12 protein-coding genes and 4 tRNA genes are annotated in these 18,993 nt (G+C 73.1%); 7 read left to right on the forward strand and 9 right to left on the reverse strand.

Translation table 11 applies throughout. The features are described 5' to 3' along the window. Positions 1 to 238: 238 nt before the first annotated feature. The 5 genes from OIE69_RS21920 to OIE69_RS21940 form a co-directional block, all read right to left on the reverse strand. Positions 239 to 315: transfer RNA gene (locus tag OIE69_RS21920), tRNA-Phe, on the reverse strand. 4 nt (positions 316 to 319) lie between these two features. Further along, positions 320 to 394: transfer RNA gene (locus OIE69_RS21925), tRNA-Asp, on the reverse strand. A gap of 318 nt (positions 395 to 712) precedes the next feature. Beyond that, positions 713 to 785, reverse strand: a tRNA-Glu gene (locus OIE69_RS21930). Between the two features lie 79 nt (positions 786 to 864). After that, the gene (locus tag OIE69_RS21935) at positions 865 to 2,448 is read right to left on the reverse strand and encodes a metallophosphoesterase family protein (RefSeq protein WP_392567551.1); all 1,584 of its coding nucleotides are present in this window, start codon (positions 2,446 to 2,448) and stop codon (positions 865 to 867) included. 80 nt (positions 2,449 to 2,528) lie between these two features. Beyond that, the gene (locus OIE69_RS21940) at positions 2,529 to 2,879 is read right to left on the reverse strand and encodes a metallopeptidase family protein (protein WP_018558408.1); all 351 of its coding nucleotides are present in this window, start codon (positions 2,877 to 2,879) and stop codon (positions 2,529 to 2,531) included. A 275-nt stretch (positions 2,880 to 3,154) separates the two neighbouring features. On the opposite strand from OIE69_RS21940, the gene OIE69_RS21945 reads away from it, so the two are divergent. From OIE69_RS21945 to OIE69_RS21965, 5 genes are all read left to right on the forward strand, one after another. Continuing rightward, positions 3,155 to 3,646 (forward strand): hypothetical protein, encoded by a 492-nt coding sequence (locus OIE69_RS21945; RefSeq protein ID WP_326574768.1) that lies wholly within the window; start codon positions 3,155 to 3,157, stop codon positions 3,644 to 3,646. Between the two features lie 232 nt (positions 3,647 to 3,878). Continuing rightward, positions 3,879 to 6,095, forward strand: a complete 2,217-nt coding sequence (locus tag OIE69_RS21950) for a DEAD/DEAH box helicase (RefSeq protein ID WP_326574770.1) — start codon at positions 3,879 to 3,881, stop codon at positions 6,093 to 6,095. Between the two features lie 241 nt (positions 6,096 to 6,336). Beyond that, positions 6,337 to 7,884 carry an amino acid permease gene (locus tag OIE69_RS21955; protein WP_326574772.1) on the forward strand — a complete coding sequence of 516 codons (1,548 nt, stop codon included), beginning with the start codon at positions 6,337 to 6,339 and terminating at the stop codon, positions 7,882 to 7,884. An 89-nt stretch (positions 7,885 to 7,973) separates the two neighbouring features. After that, positions 7,974 to 8,046 (forward strand) — tRNA-Lys (locus tag OIE69_RS21960). A 669-nt stretch (positions 8,047 to 8,715) separates the two neighbouring features. Continuing rightward, complete coding sequence (locus OIE69_RS21965) at positions 8,716 to 9,642, forward strand: hypothetical protein (protein ID WP_326574774.1); 927 nt, start codon at positions 8,716 to 8,718, stop codon at positions 9,640 to 9,642. A gap of 85 nt (positions 9,643 to 9,727) precedes the next feature. Here the strand turns inward: OIE69_RS21965 and OIE69_RS21970 are convergent, their stop codons facing one another. The 3 genes from OIE69_RS21970 to OIE69_RS21980 form a co-directional block, all read right to left on the reverse strand. Then, positions 9,728 to 10,150 (reverse strand): hypothetical protein, encoded by a 423-nt coding sequence (locus OIE69_RS21970; protein WP_326574776.1) that lies wholly within the window; start codon positions 10,148 to 10,150, stop codon positions 9,728 to 9,730. 182 nt (positions 10,151 to 10,332) lie between these two features. Continuing rightward, complete coding sequence (locus OIE69_RS21975; protein ID WP_326574778.1) at positions 10,333 to 12,231, reverse strand: SpoIIE family protein phosphatase; 1,899 nt, start codon at positions 12,229 to 12,231, stop codon at positions 10,333 to 10,335. An 18-nt stretch (positions 12,232 to 12,249) separates the two neighbouring features. Further along, a complete protein-coding gene (locus tag OIE69_RS21980) occupies positions 12,250 to 12,930 on the reverse strand; it encodes a class I SAM-dependent DNA methyltransferase (RefSeq protein ID WP_326574780.1) in 681 nt (226 codons plus the stop codon). 306 nt (positions 12,931 to 13,236) lie between these two features. Between OIE69_RS21980 and OIE69_RS21985 the strand changes: the two genes are divergently transcribed. Beyond that, positions 13,237 to 15,075, forward strand: a complete 1,839-nt coding sequence (locus tag OIE69_RS21985; RefSeq protein ID WP_326574782.1) for a hypothetical protein — start codon at positions 13,237 to 13,239, stop codon at positions 15,073 to 15,075. A gap of 12 nt (positions 15,076 to 15,087) precedes the next feature. Here the strand turns inward: OIE69_RS21985 and OIE69_RS21990 are convergent, their stop codons facing one another. Beyond that, positions 15,088 to 16,254, reverse strand: a complete 1,167-nt coding sequence (locus OIE69_RS21990) for an Ig-like domain-containing protein (RefSeq protein WP_326574784.1) — start codon at positions 16,252 to 16,254, stop codon at positions 15,088 to 15,090. A gap of 347 nt (positions 16,255 to 16,601) precedes the next feature. On the opposite strand from OIE69_RS21990, the gene OIE69_RS21995 reads away from it, so the two are divergent. Beyond that, positions 16,602 to 18,980, forward strand: a complete 2,379-nt coding sequence (locus OIE69_RS21995; protein WP_392567669.1) for an endonuclease/exonuclease/phosphatase family protein — start codon at positions 16,602 to 16,604, stop codon at positions 18,978 to 18,980. Positions 18,981 to 18,993 lie beyond the last annotated feature (13 nt).

Raw genomic sequence — 18,993 nt, forward strand, 5'->3', positions numbered from 1 at the left:
ACGGGCGAACGCATTACCCCCGGGCGATCCCCGCCCGTGGAGTCCGGGCCGGCCGGTGCGCGGCGGTGCCGGTGGGGTTCCGTCACGCCGCGGTGCCGCGGCGTGACTCGGCGCCGCCTGACGTCAGTTGCCGCCGGGTGGGCGTCCACCCGGCCGGCCGCGACCACGAGGGCGAAGGCGGCCACCATCCGGATCCGGGCAACGCGAAACCCCCGCCGAGAATCTCGACGGGGGTTGCTGGTGGCTGGGGCCGGGGTCGAACCGGCGACCTATCGCTTTTCAGGCGATCGCTCGTACCAACTGAGCTACCCAGCCAGCGCGGTCCTGACGGGATTTGAACCCGCGGCCTCCACCTTGACAGGGTGGCGAGCACTCCAAACTGCTCCACAGGACCTTGCTTTGCGCTCTGCGCGAGAGACAGTCTCCCACACGTTCGTGCGTGCTCCCAACGGGATTCCGCCGCGCTGTGCGAGGGACGGATCGCCGGATACCTGGCTCCCGGTCGGTGATTCTCGGTGACCGGTCGGACACGCACTGGCGGGCCGATCTCGCTGGACCAGCGTATCAGACCCCGGGTGGTGCGACGCACGTGTGACCTGCGGGCCTGTGGCGGGCGGCACCGGTCCGGGCCCGGAAAACACAGAAGGCAGCGCCGCCGGTGAACCGGCCGCACTGCCAACGCGCATGGCCTGCGGGACGACGCAGACGTATGTGCCCCCAACGGGATTCGAACCCGTGCTACCGCCTTGAAAGGGCGGCGTCCTGGGCCACTAGACGATGAGGGCTGAACGGTCCGCCGGCGGATCTTCGGCCATCGGACGCGTCAGCAGCATATGGGATGCCAGGGGGGATCGCCAAAACGGTTTACGGGCTGCTCGTCGCGGTCGCGGAGGGCGTGGCGGAGGGACTCCCGGAAGGGGAGGAGAAGGGGGGTGAGGGGGACGGGGCGCGGCCCGGTTCCACATCCTCCGGGAGGTGGCGGGAGACCTCGGCCGTGGACAGCCCGAGCCCGCCGAGGGTGATCTCGTCCCAGGCCTGGAGGGCGTGGGTGTCCTGGTCCAGGTAGAGCACGGAGGCCTCCACCTTCTGGGGGGTGTCGCCCTCGACGGCGCGCAGTCCCCCGCCGCCCGTCGTGCCCTGCACCATCAGCCGGCTGCCGTTCTCAAGGACGCCGACGTTCCGCGTGTGGGTGTGCCCGGCGAGGATAAGGGGGACGATGCCGTCCGTCTGGGCGGCGGCGATGGGGTTGTGGGCGACGGCGATGTCGACCTTGGCGCCCGTGGCGTTCTGCCGCCGGACGGCCTCGGCGAGCTTCTGCCCGGCCACCCGTTCCGACGGGTCGCCGGCCGCCTCGACCGAGCGGTCCGGGGTGAACTGCGGGTCGCCGATGCCGGCGATGCGCAGCCCCTTGACGACCACCGACCGGCCGTCGTCGACCACGTGCGCGTTGGCCCGGCTCGCGACCGCGCGCTGGCTGTCCATGGAGTCGTGGTTCCCGCGGACGAAGACGTAGGGCGCGCCGAGGTCGGGGATGGCGGAGGTGAAGCCGTTCTCGGCGGCGGTGCCGTGGTCCATCAGGTCGCCGGTGTCGACGATCACGTCGATCTTGTACTCGGTGACGACGGACTCGATGATCTGCCAGGCCGCCGGGTTGAGGTGGATGTCCGAGACGTGCAGCACCCGCAGCGTGGTCGGGTCGGGGTTGTAGGCGGGCAGCGTGGACGTCGCGTCGTACAGCCGGGTCATGTTCGTCACCAGGCGGGCGAGTTCCTGCTGGTAGATGTCGAAGTCGCTGACGATGCTGCGCGCGTTGCCGACGACCGAGGGGGCGCTGCTCAGCAGCCCGGAGAACCTGGGCTCCAGGACGCTGCGCGGGTTCCAGGTGCCGTACGCGGTGCCCGCGCAGGCCACCAGCACCGCGAGGGACAGCCCGCCCGCGGCCAGGGCGCGGCGGGGCCTGCGGTAGACGGCGAGGCCGAGGGCGGTGGCGCCGGTCAGCGCGGCGAGCGAGGACCGCAGGGCGAGTTCGGCCGTGCTGTGCTGCACGTCGGCGGTGACCTCGCTCTGCAGTCCGCTGATCCGCTCCGGGTGCCGTACGAGGGTCCTGGCCCGGTCGGGGTCGAGGGTGTCGACGTCCACGACCAGACGCAGCGGGCCGTCGTGGCTGTCCAGCCGGAGGGCGCCCAGCGGGGAGACGTTGACCTCGGTGTCCCCGGTCCAGGACGGGTGCAGCGACATCCGGGTGTTCATCGGGCCGACGGGTTCGTCGATGCTGCCCAGCACCACCAGTCCGAGCCAGCCGCCCACCAGCGTCACCGCGAGCAGCCCGAGGGCGCCCAGGTACGGGCGGGCCGGGGAGGCGGTGAGCGACGGGGCGGGCGGTGCGGCGGTACGGCGGCGCCGCCACAGGTCATGGATACGGGGCACACGAGATCGAACACGGACCATTGCCGACGTATGCCCCGGGCCGTCGCGAGGCATGCGCCGCCGGACGGGGTCCCCCGCGGGCCCGCGGGGGTGACCGGGGCTCACCCCCAGCCGAGTTCGTGCAGGCGCTCGTCCTCGATGCCGAAGTGGTGTGCCACCTCGTGGACGACGGTCGTGGCGACCTCCTCCACGATCTCCTCCTTGGTGCCGCACATGCGCAGGGTCGGACCGCGGTAGATCGTGATCCGGTCCGGCAGGACGCCCGCGTACCACTCTCCGCGCTCGGTCAGCGGCGTCCCCTCGTACAGGCCCAGCAGCTCCGGATCGGCGGGGTCGGGTTCGTCCTCGACGAAGACCGCCACGTTGTCCATGACGCGGGCCAGCTCGGGCGGGATCCGGTCCAGCGCGTCGCTGACCAGTTCCTCGAACGCTTCGCGTGACATCTCCAGCACACCGCCATTGTCCGGGACGGACGGCCGTTCGGGCAGCGTCCGACGCGGATTCCGGTGCCGGGCACGCACCAAGGGTTCGCCTGGCGGGAACCGTTCGGGTGCCCGCGCCGGGGCGGGCGGGCCGCCGTCCGCCCGCGCTCCCGCCCGTACGGGCGTGTCCCCGAGGGCCGCGTGTCCGTTGGGCAGCGCGGAACCCGATCCCGCGACGGCCGTCCGCCGGACCCGTGGGACCCACCGGCCCCACCCGTCCCGCCACATCCATCAGAGGTGCCCCCGTGACCCCTGCCACCGCCCGCGCGCGAACGGCGGCCGTGCTGCTCCTGCCCGTGCTCGCCCTGGGCTCCGTGACCGGCTGCGTGAGCGTGGGCGGCGCGGACGACGACGCCCGGCCGAAGGGTGCCTCCTCCGGTGTCGCCGGGGAGGCCGGGGGTGCCGGAGGGACCTGGCAGGACGGCGGAATGGTGATGCCCGGCGGCGGCCCGGGCGGGGTGGAGGGGCGGCCCGGGGCGTTCGTGCCCGGGCCCGGCTCGCCCTCGGTGTCGGCGCAGGAGTCGGTGCCGGGGCCGACCCAGGGCCCGGGCCGCTCCCACAGCGCGAAGCCCTCGGGGCGTCCTTCGTCCTCGGGGCGGCCCTCGCAGTCCTCGCCCCCGTCGGACCGGCCGTCGGCGACCTCCTCGCCCGGCGACAGCTCCCCGCCGCCGTCCGGCGACGGCTCGCCCGAGCCGTCGCCGTCCAGCGCGCCCTCGGTGAACGGTGCCGGGAGGTGAGGACTGTGAGGAGCGGGAGAGTGAGGAGCATGGGGGACCGAGGGGACCGAATTGGCCAAAGCGGTCTCGTATGCGTATGCTGGCAGATCGTTTGATCCCACTGCCCGGCGCCGAACCGAAGCGCGCCGCGTTGGCGCGTTCCTTTTCTCCTGTGGCTGACCGCATTGAGGCGGTTGTAAGCAACCTCCGGAGCTGGCGCGTGCCGAAATCTCCGAGAGGTTTTAGCTTCAGCATGTCTATTGACACTGCCGACCGTTCCGCCATGCCCATCGACACCGACGGCACCGACGAGGCCGTCACCGACCAGGCCGTCACCGACCAGGCCGTCACCGACCAGGCCGTCACCGACCAGGCCGTCACCGACCAGGCCGTCACCGACCAGGCCGTCACCGACCAGGCCGTCACCGACCAGGCCGTCACCGACGAGGCCGTCGTCGAGGAGCCCACCGCTCCCGAGACCCCCACCGTGACCTTCGGCGACCTCGGGCTGCCCGAGTCGATCGTCCGCAAGCTGGCGCAGAACGGGGTCACCACCCCCTTCCCGATCCAGGCGGCGACGATCCCCGACGCCCTGGCCGGCAGCGACATCCTCGGCCGCGGCCGCACCGGCTCCGGCAAGACCCTCTCCTTCGGTCTGCCGCTGCTCACCTCCCTGGCCGAAGGCCGCACCGAGCGGAAGCACCCGCGCGGTGTGATCCTCACCCCGACCCGCGAGCTGGCGATGCAGGTCGCGGACGCGCTGCAGCCGTACGGTGACGTGCTCGGCCTGAAGATGAAGGTCGTCTGCGGCGGCACCTCCATGCAGAACCAGATCTACGCCCTGGAGCGCGGTGTCGACATCCTCGTCGCCACCCCGGGCCGGCTGCGCGACCTGATCGAGCGCGGCGCCTGCGCGCTGGACCAGGTGCGGATCGCCGTCCTCGACGAGGCCGACCAGATGGCCGACATGGGCTTCCTGCCCGAGGTCACCGAGATCCTCGACCTGGTCCCGCAGGGCGGCCAGCGGCTGCTGTTCTCCGCCACGCTGGAGAACGAGATCGACACCCTGGTCAAGCGGTACCTCAAGGACCCGATCACGCACGAGGTCGACCCCTCGGCGGGCGCGGTCACCACGATGACCCACCACGTCCTGGTCGTGAAGCCCAAGGACAAGGCCCCGGTCACCGCCGCCATCGCCGCGCGCAAGGGCCGCACCATCATCTTCGTCCGCACCCAGATGGGTGCCGACCGCGTCGCCGAGCAGCTGCGCGACGCGGGCGTCAAGGCCGACGCCCTGCACGGCGGCATGACCCAGGGCGCCCGCACCCGCACGCTGGCGGACTTCAAGGACGGTTACGTCAACGTCCTCGTCGCCACCGACGTCGCGGCCCGCGGCATCCACGTGGACGGCATCGACCTCGTCCTCAACGTGGACCCGGCCGGCGACCACAAGGACTACCTGCACCGCTCGGGCCGTACCGCCCGCGCCGGCCAGTCCGGCACGGTCGTCTCGCTCGCCCTGCCGCACCAGCGCAAGCAGATCTTCCGCCTGATGGAGGACGCGGGCGTCGACGCCTCGCGCCACGTCGTCGGCGGGGCCGGGGCGTTCGACGAGGACGTGGCCAAGATCACCGGCGCCCGGTCGCTGACCGAGGTGCAGGCGGACGCGGCCGGCAACGCCGCCCAGCAGGCCGAGCGTGAGGTCGCCGACCTCACCAAGTCCCTGGAGCGCGCACAGCGGCGGGCCGCCGAGCTGCGCGACGAGGCCGACCGCCTCACCGCCCGTGCCGCCCGCGAGCGCGGCGAGGACCCGGAGGCCGCCGTGGCCGCCGCCCAGGCCGAGGCCGCCGAGGCGGTCGCCGCCGCGGCGACCGTTCCCGCCCCTGCCGCGGAGGCGTCCGCGTCGGAGCAGCGCACCTTCCAGCGCCGCGACGACCGGGGCAACTACGAGCGCCGCCGTGACGACCGTCGCGACGACCGCCCGTCGTTCCGTGACCGGGACCGCGGTGACCGCGGTGACCGCGGGTACGAGCGCCGTGACGACCGTCCGTCGTTCAACCGCGACCGTCGTGACGAGCGTCCCTCGTTCAACCGCGAGCGCCGCGACGACCGCCCGTCGTTCAACCGCGACCGTCGTGACGAGCGTCCCTCGTTCAACCGCGAGCGCCGCGACGACCGCCCGTCGTTCAACCGCGACCGTGACCGTGACCGCGGTTTCGACCGTCGTGACGACCGCCCGGCACGTTCGTACGACCGCCGCGACGACCGTCCGGCGCGCTCCCACGAGTCCCGGGACCGGCACTTCGGTGGCGACCGCCCCGTCAACCGGGACCGCCGCGACGACCGCCCGGCGTTCAACCGCGACCGTGACGCCAACGACCGCCGCCCGTACGGCCGTCGTGACGACCACCGCCCCGGCGGCGGCTTCGACCGCCGTACGGACAAGCCGCGCTGGAAGCGCAACGGCTGACGTCAGGTTCAACTGAACAACTGAACAGCTGAACACCCGGGAGCCCGGCAGCACTTCGCTGCCGGGCTCCCGGCGTTCGTTCGGCCCGCCGGACGCAGTCGTTCGTTCCGTGCCGTCTCCAGGCCACCGGAGTGTCCGTCGGGCCACCGGGTTCCCTGTGACCCCGGTCACGGGAGTTTCCGTCCACTTCCGGACAGGTGGTGACGCATGTCATGCCCCCGGCGGGGGAATCGCTGGGGGCATGACAATTCCTAAAGGACCGGACGAGGCCGCCAGGCCCCCGGGCGCGGTCACCGACGAGGAACGCCTCCGCCAACTCGGCTACACCCAGGTGCTGGCCCGCCGGATGTCCGCGTTCTCCAACTTCGCGGTCTCCTTCACCATCATCTCGGTCCTCTCCGGCTGCCTGACCCTCTACGCGTTCGGCATGAACACCGGCGGCCCCGCCGTGATCACCTGGGGCTGGCTGGTCGTGGGCCTGATGACGCTGGTCGTCGGCCTGGCGATGGCCGAGATCTGCTCCTCGTACCCCACCTCCGCCGGTCTGTACTACTGGGCCCACCGGCTCGCCCCGCCGCGCAGCGCCGCCGCCTGGGCGTGGTTCGCGGGCTGGTTCAACGTACTCGGCCAGGTCGCCGTCACCGCCGGCATCGACTTCGGCGCCGCGAGCTTCCTCAACGCCTACCTGGACCTGCAGTTCGGCTTCAGCAGCACCCCGGGCCACACGATCCTCCTGTTCGCCGCGATCCTGGTGCTGCACGGACTACTCAACACCTTCGGCGTCCGCATCGTCGCGCTCCTCAACGACATCAGCGTCTGGTGGCACGTGCTCGGCGTCGGCCTGATCGTCGGCGCGCTCGCCTTCGTTCCGGACCGGCACCAGTCGACGTCCTTCGTCTTCACCCACTTCGTCAACAACACCGGCTGGGGCAGCAGCTTCTATGTGGTCCTGCTCGGCCTGCTGATGGCGCAGTACACCTTCACCGGCTACGACGCCTCCGCCCACATGACGGAGGAGACCCACGACGCCGCCACCGCCGGTCCGCGCGGCATCGTCCGCTCCATCTGGATCTCCTGGATCGCCGGTTTCGTGCTGCTGCTCGGCTTCACGTACGCGATCCGGTCGTACGACGAGGTCCTCGACACGCCGACCGGCGTCCCCCCGGCGCAGATCCTCATCGACGGCCTCGGCGACGTCGGCGGCAAGCTCCTGCTGCTGGTCGTCATCGGCGCCCAGCTCTTCTGCGGAATGGCCTCCGTCACCGCCAACAGCCGCATGATCTACGCCTTCTCGCGCGACGGGGCGCTGCCCTTCTCCACGGTCTGGCACCGCATCAACCCGCGCACGAAGACCCCCACCAACGCCGTCTGGCTGGCCGTGCTCGGCGCGCTCGTCCTCGGCCTGCCGTACCTGATCAACCTGACCGCGTACGCCGCCGTGACCTCGATCGCCGTCATCGGCCTCTACATCGCGTACGTCATCCCGACCTTCCTGCGCCTCGGCAAGGGCGACGACTTCGAGCGCGGCCCCTGGCACCTCGGCCGCTGGTCCCGCCCGATCGGCGTCATCGCCGTGTCCTGGGTCGTCTTCATCACCGTGCTCTTCATGCTGCCCCAGGTCAGCCCGGTCACGGTCGACACCTTCAACTACGCGCCGATCGCGGTCCTGGTCGTCCTCGGCTTCGCCGCGACGTGGTGGTTCGTCTCGGCTCGCCACTGGTTCCTCCGCGACCGGGGGCCCGCCTCCGTCGAGGTCCCGGCACCCGCCCCGGCGGACACCCCCGGCTGACCGTTCCCGCCCCTCGCCGGCGGCGGCCGCGCCGCACGGGCCGAATGCGCTCGGAGCCACGGCCGCCGTCCGGCTATGCTGCGGGGTGCGGGCCGTTAGCTCAATTGGCAGAGCAGTGGACTTTTAATCCATTGGTTGTGGGTTCGAGTCCCACACGGCCTACCCGCAGGCGGTTGGTCTCGCCACCGCTGTCCTGCGTGAATGCGGCCCCACCGGTTCAGACCGGTGGGGCCGCAGCCCGTTTCACGGCCTCAAAGGTCGGCTGCCGGCCCGAAGTGCAAACGATCACCACACGTCGGGGCCGCCGCGCCAGTCGAAGAGGTCGGGGTCGAGGACGCCGACGCGCACGCGGGCAAGATCCTTCTGCGAGTCGTCCTCGCCCTGGTGCTCACCGGCGTTGGCGTCAGCGCCGTCATCTCGGCGGTCAGGGACGTCGATGGCGTCGGCTTCACTCCCACGGCGATCGGGATCCTCGCGCTGTAGGGAGCCTGGGTGCTCTGCCGGATCGCGCTGCGCCCCATACCGGCACGGTGCGAGAAGGCCTGACCCTGAACGCACGAAAGCGCCCCCTGCCCGCACCGTGATGGGCCGGGCAGCGGGGGCTGCGTCGTGGGGTGGGCAGGTGATGCGGTGCAGGCGTGGCCAGGATCCGGCGTGCGGGATGGTCGGCCCGCCGGACAGCCTTCATGCCTTTCACCAGAAATCTTCACTCCGCGTACAACCAATCCCTCTGGTCGCACGTCTGATCACCCGAGTCGCCTGACTCCGATCACTCCGAGCCCCGCCGGAAGACGGCATCGTCTACGGGGGCTTTCTCCATCAGGGGAATGCATGAACATACGAGCCACTGTGGCAGCCGTGTCCGGCGCCCTGGCCCTGGCCTCTCTCGCCGTTCCGTCGGCGCAGGCCGATGACGCCGCCTCCTACCGTGCGGGCGTCGCCGAGATCCGGGAAGCCGCTCACGGCGCTTCCTCCCACAGGGCCGCGTTCAGCGCCTCCGCCACCGCGGAGGACATGCCCTACGCCCTGAACGCCACCTTCTCCAACGTCAAGGTGGGCGCGGCGATCAAGGTCGGCACCACCAACCACGTCACCGTCCCGGTCAGCTACACGCTGACCCACGGCGCCGAGGTGGACATCACCGCCGCCGATTTCCTCACCGGCCCGTACATCTACAAGGGCTCGTACGACGCTCCGGTCAACGAGCTGCTCGGTGACGACCCGGCCACCTGCACCGTGAAGTCGTCGACCACCGCCACGTGCAAGGGCAACATCGACATCTACCCGGCCGACGGCGCGCTGATGAACTCCGACGCCGGTGCCTGGAAGGCCGGAGCCCTGGCCATCGCCTTCAACGGGCAGGACCCGCTCAGCCCCGACTTCGACATCACCCAGGTCGGTTACGCCGACCAGGGCGGCCTCGCCTCGACCCGGGTGCAGCGCAACTCCCGGCTGACGGTCAACGCGGCTCCGGAGCCCGTCCGCAAGGGCAAGACCCTCACGGCGACCGGCAAGCTGACCCGCGCCAACTGGGAGACCAACACCTACAAGGGCTACACCAAGCAGGCGGTCAAGCTGCAGTTCCGCAAGGCGGGCACCAGCACGTACAAGACCGTCAAGACGGTGTACTCGGACTCGTCCGGCAACGTGAAGGCGACCACCACCGCCAAGTACGACGGCTACTGGCGCCTCCGCTTCGAGGGCACCTCGACGACCCCGGCGGTCTCCGCCACCGGCGACTACGTCGACGTGCGGTAGCAACCGCGTCGCATCGCCGCAGGGCCCCCGGCCGGAGTACTTCCGGACGGGGGCCCGAGGCGTTCCGGGGGCCCGGACGGCGGCGTCAGGCGGCGCAGAACTTGAGGCGCTTGAGGGCGTCGTTGATGGCCTTGCCCTGGGCCTCGGTGAGCTCGTTGCCGTGGTAGGTGAAGCGCTTGGCGGCTTCCGCGTCCGCCTCGGCGCTGTTGTTGTTGATGGCGCTGCACTGCTCGCGCGCGGCGTCGATGGCCTTGTCGGGGTCCTTGGCGAAGTCAGGGTTGATGGCCTGCAGGGCCGCGATGAGCGTGACCCGCTCGGCGTCCGTGAGCGCGGACGGCATCCCGGCGTCGGGCAGGGTCTTGTCCTGGTCGGTCCGGGCCACCGGGGACTGGGAGGCCACGGCGGACTCGGGGGCCGTGGCGGTGGTGTCGGAGGAGGAGCCGCAGCCGCCGAGGGCCGGGCCGGCGACGGCGAGCAGCAGTGCGGTTGCGGCGATGTGTGTGCGCATGTCGGGATTATTGCGTTTCGCCCTGCCTTTTGTGGCGGAGGCGGCCCGCGGCAGGGGTGTGACATGCCCGAGACCCCACCGGATGGGTGCCGGGCCCCGGCGGGCGGCCGCCGGCGCCAAGTCGTCCTTCGCGGTGAGGTGCTCGACGTACGGGCACGCCGACGGCCGCCGGGACGACACGGCTACGCCGGGGTCGCGCCGCGGCGGCGGACCTCGTCGGGGATGGGGAGTTCGAACCAGACGACCTTGCCCGTGCCCAGGCGCCGCGCGCCCCAGTGGGCGGCGAGGCGGTCCACGACGTACAGGCCGCGGCCGGTCTCGTCCTCCGGTCCGGCCCGGCGTAGCCGGGGGACCAGGGGGGAGTCGTCGCCGACCTCGCAGCGCAGCACGTCGGTGCGCAGGAGGCGCAGCGTGATGGGGCGGGAGGCGAAGCGGACGGCGTTGGTGACGACCTCGCTGACGAGGAGTTCGGTCGTCTCCAGCATCGGGTCGAGGCCCCAGCGGTGCAGGGCGCGGCGGGTGAGGCGGCGGGCGCGGCATGCGGTCTCGGGCTGGGGGGCGAGGTACCAGTAGGCGACGCTGTGCGTGGGGAAGCCGTCGAAGCGGGCGGCGAGCAGCGCGATGTCGTCGTCGCGGGAGCCGCCGGGGCCGAGGTCTCCGAGCGCCTGGTCGCACAGCGCCTCCAGCGGCGGCGGGGCGAGGTCGCGTCCGGGCGTCTGGACACGGGCCAGCAGGTTCTCCACCCCGGTCCAGATGTCGTGGCCGCGGGACTCGACCAGGCCGTCGGTGTAGAGGAGCAGCGTCGCCCCGGTGGGCGCGGGCATCTCGACGGTCTCGAAGTCGACGCCCCCGACGCCGATCGGGGCGCCCGCGGGCACGGGCAGCACCTCGCCCTTGCCGCCGGGGAGGAGGAGGACCGGTGGCGGATGGCCGGCGTTGGCGATCAGCAACCGGTGCGAGATGGGGTCGTAGACCGCGTACAGGCAGGTGGCGATGTGCTCGATGCCCAGCCGCTGGGCCTGGTCGTCGAGGTGGTGCAGGACCTCGTCCGGGGGCAGGTCGAGCCCGGCGAGGGCCTGCACGCTGGTGCGCAGCTGACCCATGATCGCGGCGGAGGTCATCGAGTGGCCCATCACGTCGCCGACGACGAGCGCGACGCGGCTGCCGGGCAGCGGGATGGCGTCGTACCAGTCGCCGCCCACCCGCGCGGTCTCCGAGGCGGGGAGGTAGCGGCTGGCCAGCCGGACCCCGGTGGGCTCGGGGAGGGAGGCCGGGAGCATGGTGCGCTGCAGCGCGTCGGCGACGGACGCCTCGTGGCCGTACATCAGCGCCTTGTGGGCGCCGAGCGCGGTGTGGGTCGCCAGTTGCGAGGCGACCAGCAGGTCGTCGGAGGTGAACGGGGCCCGCTCGGGGCTGCGCAGCAGGGCGAGGGTGCCCATGAGGCGGTTGCGGCCGTGCAGTGGCGCGATGATCAGGCGGCGGCCGGGCGGCAGCGCGCCGGGCGGGCCGACCACGGGGCCGAGCAGTTCCCTGGCGGCGGGGGCGATGCCGGGCGCGTCGCCGAAGCACGGGCGGCCCTCCCTCAGCAACCGGGTGAGCCGGCCGGTGGTGCTCAGCCGTACGCACTCCGACACCCCCTGCGGCCCGGGGCGGTTGACGCACCGCAGCGCGATCCGCGGCGGCTCGGGCGCGGCGGCCTCCGCGTCCGGCGACGGCAGCCCCGGCGAGGGCCGCTCCGGGGTGCGCCGCCGGGTGGGGTGCAGGTGCAGGACGACGTCATCCGCGGCGTCCGACTCCTCCACCGCCTCCCCGGTCAGCAGCGGGTCGTGCAGATGGACGAAGATCACGTCGGCGAAGGCGGGGACGGCCGCCGCGTCCAGTTCGCGCAGGGTCTCGTCCAGGTCCATGCCGGCGGCGATGCGCCGGGTCGCCGCGTCGAGGTAGCGGAGTCGGTCCGTCTGCGGCTGCCCGGGCGTGCGGGGCGCGTCGGCGTCCCTGGGCCAGGGGGTGTGTCGGTCGGGCGGTTCCGCTCCGCCCCCGGCCGGGCCGGGGTCCTCGCCTGGGGTGCGATGCCGCGCCACGTCCTGGTCCCGCCCGCCTCAGCCGATTCGCCGGCAGCAGAGGAAGACCTGTTCCTCCGGCGGTACGTCGCTGAAGGCCGGGGCGTAGGTGTACGAGAACTCCTTGACGATCTCGAAGCCGCCCGACTCGATGACGCGCAGCAACTCCTCCCGGAGGTAGCCGGAGACGCGGATGGTGAAGCCGAGGAACGGGATGGAGAAGTCGTCCACGTCGGCCTCCACCATCGACAGGGCGAACAGCCCGCCCGGGACGAGCAGATGGTGGATCGTGCGGAGCGCGTGCGGGATCTCGGCGCGCGGCAGCATCAGCAGGGAGAAGAAGGCCGCGACGGCGTCGAAGCGGCCGAGCCGGACCGGGCCGCCGGGCCGCAGGTCGGCGACGTCCAACTGGTGGAAGACGGCGCCGGGGACGTACGTCCGGGCGAGTTCGAGCATGCCCTCGGACAGGTCGACTCCGACGACGTCGAACGCGGCGTCGCTCAACTGCCGGGCGGTGGGGAGTCCGGTGCCGCAGCCGAGGTCCAGCACCCGGGATCCGGGCGGCAGGGTGTCCACGAGCCACAGGCCGGCGGAGAACTGCCCCTCCTTGTGCGGGAAGGCCTCGTCGTAGCGGTCACCGATGGCGTCGAACGCCTCGGCCTGGCCGCTCCGGTCAGGCCGGCCGCTCTCGTAACCGCCCCACACGGTCTTGTCGATCACGAAAATCCCTTTCGTGCCCACTTCCAATTATCCCACGGAGTCCTTCTGTCGCCTCCTGATGCAATCTGTCCCTTTGGTCGCGGGGGTCGCAGGAGTCCCGGAACGGCACCGAGGTCACATGGGGCGTCCGGCCCCTCTCTCTCCGTGCATGAGCGATACCGCTGTGCCCGCCGTTACGGACGGGGCGCGTGCGCCGGGGTGTACCGCGCCCGTATCGTGGGGCCACCGCGAGCACGCCGACCCGGGGCCGCTCCGCCGCGCGTACGCCGCCGACGCCCACCGCACTTGCCAGGAACCGGACCTCATATGACCGCACCCTCCTTGCACAGCACCGCCGACATCGCCTCCCTCCCCGAGGAGGCGCGCGACGACCTGCGCGCCTACGCGGAGCTCGGCGGCTTCACGCTGACGACCGACACCCACGCCTGGTACGCCGCCGTGGACACCGTCGCCGGCCCCGAGGAGGCCCGCGCCGCCTCCACCGTCCTCGCGGAGCTGCGCGGCCGTGACCTGCCCGTCCTGCGCGCCGCCGCCCAGCGCCTGGAGGAGGCCGAGGCCCTGGGCATCGACGTCCCCCGCACGGTGGCCGAGAGCGGCCGGGCCGTGTCGCTGCTGCTGCGGGTACGGCTCACCCTGCGGACGCTGAACGCCGACGTGTACGACGTGGCCGAGGCCGAACTGGACGAGTTCGTCGCCGCCACCGCGAGCGGCGCCTGGCGCCGCGACCGCGGTGTGAAGGTCGCCTGGCTGCGCCGCCGGTCCCTGCGGGGACGCGTCCGCGGGCTGGCCACCGGACGCCCGCGGCGCGACGCCGTGCACACCGCCCTCGCCTCCGCGGCCACCGAACGCACCGACTGGGCCGCCCTCGGCGGCGCCGGCCGCCCGGCCGTCCCCGCGGACGCGGACTTCCTCGACGAGGCCTCCCGCGCCGCCGAGGCCGCCGGCACCGGGCTCACCGAACTGGGGCGCCTCCTGCGCCCCGAGGCCGCGCTGGACACCCTCCCCTTCGAGGACCTCGCGGAGCTGCTCGACCGCCTTGCCGCGGACGAGGGCACGCTGTACCGGCTGCCCAGCCTCAAGGCCACCCGTGACCGCCTGCGGCATCAGGGCCTCGGCGCGGTGCTCGAGGAACTGACGGAGCGCCGGGCGGACACCGCCGAGGTCGTCGCGCTGCTGGGCGAGACGGAGACCCCCGTCGTCCCCGAACCGCGCACCGCGTCGGAAGCGCCGGAGGGGGCTCCTGCGGAGGCGGAGCCGGTGGCGGAGGCTGCGGTCGTCGAGGAGGCTGCCGCTGCCGAACCCGAGCCGGAGCCGGTTGTCGAGGCCGAGGCTGCGCCGGCCGAGGTGGAGCCGGTGGCCGAGGCCCCGGTGACGGACGAGGCGTCCGCCCAGGCGGAGCCCGTTGCCGAGCCCGAGGCCGTCGTCGAGGCCGAGCCGGTTGCGGTGGCGGAGGTTGGGGCAGCTGAGGGGGCTCCCGCTACCGAGCCCGAGCCGGAGCCGGTTGTCGAGGCTGAGGCTGCGCCGGCCGAGGTGGAGCCGGTGGCCGAGGCCCCGGTGACGGAGGAGGCGTCCGCCCAGGCGGAGCCCGAGGTCGTCGTCGAGGCGGAGAAGTCAGCCGCGGAAGCCGAGGTGCCCGTCGCGGAGCCCGTGCAGGAGCCGGTCGTTGAGCCCGAGCCCGCGCCGGTTGCGGTGGCGGAGCCCGTCGCCGAGGAAGCCCCTGTCGAGCCCGAGGCCGTTGTGGAGCCGGTGGCTGAGACTCCGGTGACGGAGGAGGCGTCCGCCCAGGCGGAGCCCGAGGTCGTCGTCGAGGCGGAGGCTGCTCCCGTTGAGGTCGAGGCGGAGCCGGTGGCCGAGGTTACTGCGGTGGCGGAGGCCCCCGTTGCGGACCCCGAGCCCGAGGCGCCGGTCGCCGAGGCGAAGCCGACCGGCCGGCGGCCGCGGAAGCCGGCGGTCACGCCGGGGAAGGCCGTGACGGCTTACTCGGCGAAGGAACTGACCGCGCTGGTGCGGTGGATCGACGGGGACGGCGAGACGCGTTCGGACGACGAGCTGCTGCGTGCCGCGATGAAGGAGCTGGGCTTCGCCCGGCTCGGCCCGCGCATCAAGGAGGCCCTCGGCGCGGCCGTGGCCGAGGCGCGCGGCTGACGGGGCCGCGCGTCACCCGGCGCGCGGCAGGGGTTTGGCGACGACCCGCACCAGGACGGTGCGGGTCGTCGCGTTCCGGCAGGCGTCGGTGATGGTGGCGGTGAACGCGTCGGTGCCGGAGAAGTTCTCGCGCGGGGTGTAGGAGAAGAGGCCGTTGGCCTGCTGGACGAGGACGCCCCGCACGGGTTCGCTGTGGGCGGTGACGGTCGTCCCCTTCCCGGTGACGCCCTTGAGGACGTCGCCGGTGGCGTGGCCGTGCGGGCCGGACGTGACGCGCAGTCGCCCCGGTACGAGGACGGGCCGGGCGACGACGTAGACGCGGTGGGCGGCGTGGTCGGAGACGTAGAGCCGTCCGCCGGGGGCCAGGGCGGTGCCCCAGGGGCGGTTCAGCGGGGCGGTCCCGGAGGTGCGGGCGCGCGGGGACGGGTAGAAGAGGGAACCGTCCTCCGTGACCGCGAGGCCGCGGACGTCGCCCCTGGTGAGCCGGGCGGCGCCGGGCACGGGGGTGGCCCGGCCGTCGTGGTCGATGCGCCGGACGCGGCCGTCGACGACGGCGTAGACGTTGCCGGCCCCGTCGGCGGCGAGGGCGCCCACGGTCGCGCCGGGGAAGTGGCGGACCGGGGCCTTGCCGCCGGGTGGGATCCGCCGCAGGCCGCCGCCCGTGCCGCCCGAGACGTACACGGAGCGGTCCCCGGCGACGGCGACGGCGTCGTGGCGTCCGGCCTCGGTGAGCAGCGTCTTGGTGCTGTGGCCGTCGGGGCGTACGGAGACGGCCTTGCCCTCGCCGGAGACGTAGACCGTGCCGTCCGGGCCGACCGCGAGGCCGTACGGGGCGAAGTCGGTGGTGGCGAAGGTCGTGATGACGGGCGCGGCGCCCGCCGCGCCCGGGGTGACGCGGCGGACGGCGCGGTTGGCGGAGTCCGCGATGTAGAGGCGGCCCGCGGTGTCGGTGGCGAGCCCGGCCGGGTCGTGCAGCGTGGCCGCGGTGGCGGCGGCACCGTCGCCGCCGCGTCCGGGCGTGCCGGTGCCGGCGTAGGCGACCGGGGCGCATCCGGCGACGGGGGCCGCCGGTGCGGCGATGCCCGGGGCCGGGCCGAGCAGGACGCCGGCGGCCGCCAGCAGGGCGGTGGCGAGGGCGTGCCGGTGACGGCGGCCGGGCCGTCCGGGGGGTGGGCGCACGTCGGGCTCCGCGGGGGTGAGGTGGGCGACCGGTACTGACGGGACGTCATCAATGTGGCAATCCCCGCCGGTCCCGGCGCGCCGGGTGACCCATCGGGGGGTCGCCCGAACGGTGGCGCCTGCGCACCGGGGGGCTCACCGGTGGCCCCGGTGTCGCGGTGTGCGCCCGGACGGACTCGCAGAATTAACCCCGGCGCCCTTGTCATGTCTGGTTCTACGCGCGTAACTTGAGCCGGTCCGCCGTGCGCTGCCCGTCGTCGACGGGCTGTTGGACCCCGATAGGAGAAACCCTCGTGCCGATCGCCAGACCGAGCCGACACCGCAACCGCGCCGCGGCGCTCGCGCTCATATCGACCGGAATCGCCGCGTCCGTCGTTCTGACCGGGCTGCCCGCCGCCCACGCGACCCCCTCCAGCGAGGCGGTCGTCGCCGAGGTGTACGGCGGCGGTGGCAACTCCGGCGCGACGCTGACCAACGACTTCGTGGAGCTCGCCAACGCCGGCTCGGCCGCGTACGACCTGTCCGGCTACAGCGTGCAGTACCTGCCCGGTTCGCCGTCCGCCTCCTCCAAGTGGCAGGCGACCGCGCTGACCGGGGCGATCGCCCCCGGCGGCCGCTACCTCGTGTCGGAGTCCGCCGGCACCGGCGGCACGACGCCCCTGCCGGCCGCCGACGCCGGCGGCTCGATCGCGATGAGCGGCACCAGCGGCACCATCGCCCTGGTCAACGGCACCACCCCGCTGACCTGCATCACCGCCGCCGACTGCACCGCCGACCCGCGCGTGGTCGACCTCGTCGGCTTCGGCACCGCGGTCGTGCGCGAGGGCAGCGGCCCCGCGACCGGCGCGAGCAACACCGCCTCCGTCGCCCGCGGCGCGTCCCTGGCCGACACCGACGACAACGCCGCCGATCTCACCGCCGGCGCGCCGACCCCGGTCAACGCCGCCGGGCAGACCCCGGGCGGCGGCACGACGGACCCGACGCCCGACCCCGAGCCGACCGAGCCCGGCACCACCCGGATCCACGACATCCAGGGCACCACCCGGGTCTCCCCGCTCAAGGGCCAGACCGTCACCCGGGTCCCCGGCATCGTCACCGGCGTCCGCACCACGGGCTCCAAGGGCTACTGGATCCAGGATCCGGAGGCCGACGCCGACGCCCGCACCAGCGAGGGCGTGTTCGTCTACACCGGCTCCGTCACGCCCACCGTCGCGGTCGGCGACAAGGTGCTGGTGACCGGCAAGGTCTCCGAGTACTACCCGGGCACCGGCAGCCAGTCGGTCACCGAGGTCACCGGCCCGACCACCGCCGTGCTCTCGGCGGGCAACGCCCTGCCCGCCCCCGTCACGCTGGACGCGGCCACCGTCCCGGCCGCGTACGCGCCGGACGCCGCCGGCGGCAGCATCGAGGGCCTGCCGCTCGACCCGGCCCGCTACGCGCTGGACTTCTACGAGGCCCACGAGGGCGAGCTGGCGCGGTTCTCCGACGCCCGCGTCGTCGGCGGCACCACCCAGTACCACGAGGTCTGGGTGACGGTGAAGCCGGACGAGAACCCCACCCGCCGCGGCGGCACGGTGTACGGCTCGTACGACCGGCCCAACACCGGCCGTATCAAGGTCATGTCGATCGGCGCGGGCGCGGACGTCCCGGTCGCCGACGTCGGCGACCGGCTGGCGGGCACCACCACCGGCGCGATCGACTACGACGGCTTCGGCGGCTACAGCCTCCAGGCCACGCAGCTGGGCACGTTGGTCGACAAGGGCCTGGAGCGCGAGGTGACCCGCAAGCAGAAGGGCGGTGAGCTCGCGGTCGCCACGTACAACGTGGAGAACCTCGACCCCACCGACCCCGCCGACAAGTTCTCGCGGCTCGCCGACGGTGTCGTCACCCACCTCTCCTCGCCCGACGTCGTGGCCCTGGAGGAGATCCAGGACAACAACGGCGCCACCGACGACGGCACCGTCGCCGCCGATCAGACCCTGCGGAAGTTCACCGACGCGATCGTCGCGGCCGGCGGCCCCCGCTACAGCTGGCGTGCGGTCGACCCCACGGACGGCACCGACGGCGGTGAGCCCGGCGGCAACATCCGCCAGGTCTTCCTCTTCAACCCGCACCGCGTGCAGTTCACCGACCGCGCCGGCGGCGACGCCACCACCGCGGTCAAGGCGGTCAAGACCCGCAAGGGCGCCGAGCTGTCGGTCTCCCCGGGCAGGATCAACCCGGGCAGCGAGGCGTGGAAGGCCAGCCGCAAGCCGCTGGTCGGCGAGTTCCGCTTCCACGGCAAGCCGGTCTTCGTCATCGCCAACCACTTCAACTCCAAGGGCGGCGACCAGCCGCTGCACAGCGTCAACCAGCAGCCGGTGCGCAGCTCCGAGACCCAGCGGAAGCTGCAGGCCACCGAGGTCAACACCTTCGTGAAGTCGCTGCTGGCGGCCGACCGGGACGCCAACGTCGTGGTCCTCGGCGACCTCAACGACTACGAGTTCTCCGGCACGGTGTCCACCCTCACCTCGGGCGGCGTGCTGAAGGACCTGCTGACCACGCTGCCGAAGTCGGAGCGCTACACCTACGTCTACGAGGGCAACTCGCAGTCGCTGGACCACATCCTGCTCAGCCCGGCGCTGCGCCGCTTCGACTACGACGTGGTGCACATCAACGCGGAGTTCGCCGACCAGGCGAGCGACCACGACCCGCAGATCGTCCGCATCAAGCCGGACGGCTGCTGACGCACCCCCGCCG

It is taken from the genome of Actinacidiphila glaucinigra, assembly GCF_035918135.1.
Lineage (GTDB): Bacteria > Actinomycetota > Actinomycetes > Streptomycetales > Streptomycetaceae > Actinacidiphila > Actinacidiphila glaucinigra.

Coding starts and splice junctions, on each gene's coding strand:
- OIE69_RS21935 (WP_392567551.1), bottom strand. CDS start 2,448: ATGGTCCGTGTTCGATCTCGTGTGCCCCGTATCCATGACCTGTGGCGG.
- OIE69_RS21950 (WP_326574770.1), top strand. CDS start 3,879: ATGTCTATTGACACTGCCGACCGTTCCGCCATGCCCATCGACACCGAC.
- OIE69_RS21955 (WP_326574772.1), top strand. CDS start 6,337: ATGACAATTCCTAAAGGACCGGACGAGGCCGCCAGGCCCCCGGGCGCG.
- OIE69_RS21965 (WP_326574774.1), top strand. CDS start 8,716: ATGAACATACGAGCCACTGTGGCAGCCGTGTCCGGCGCCCTGGCCCTG.
- OIE69_RS21970 (WP_326574776.1), bottom strand. CDS start 10,150: ATGCGCACACACATCGCCGCAACCGCACTGCTGCTCGCCGTCGCCGGC.
- OIE69_RS21985 (WP_326574782.1), top strand. CDS start 13,237: ATGACCGCACCCTCCTTGCACAGCACCGCCGACATCGCCTCCCTCCCC.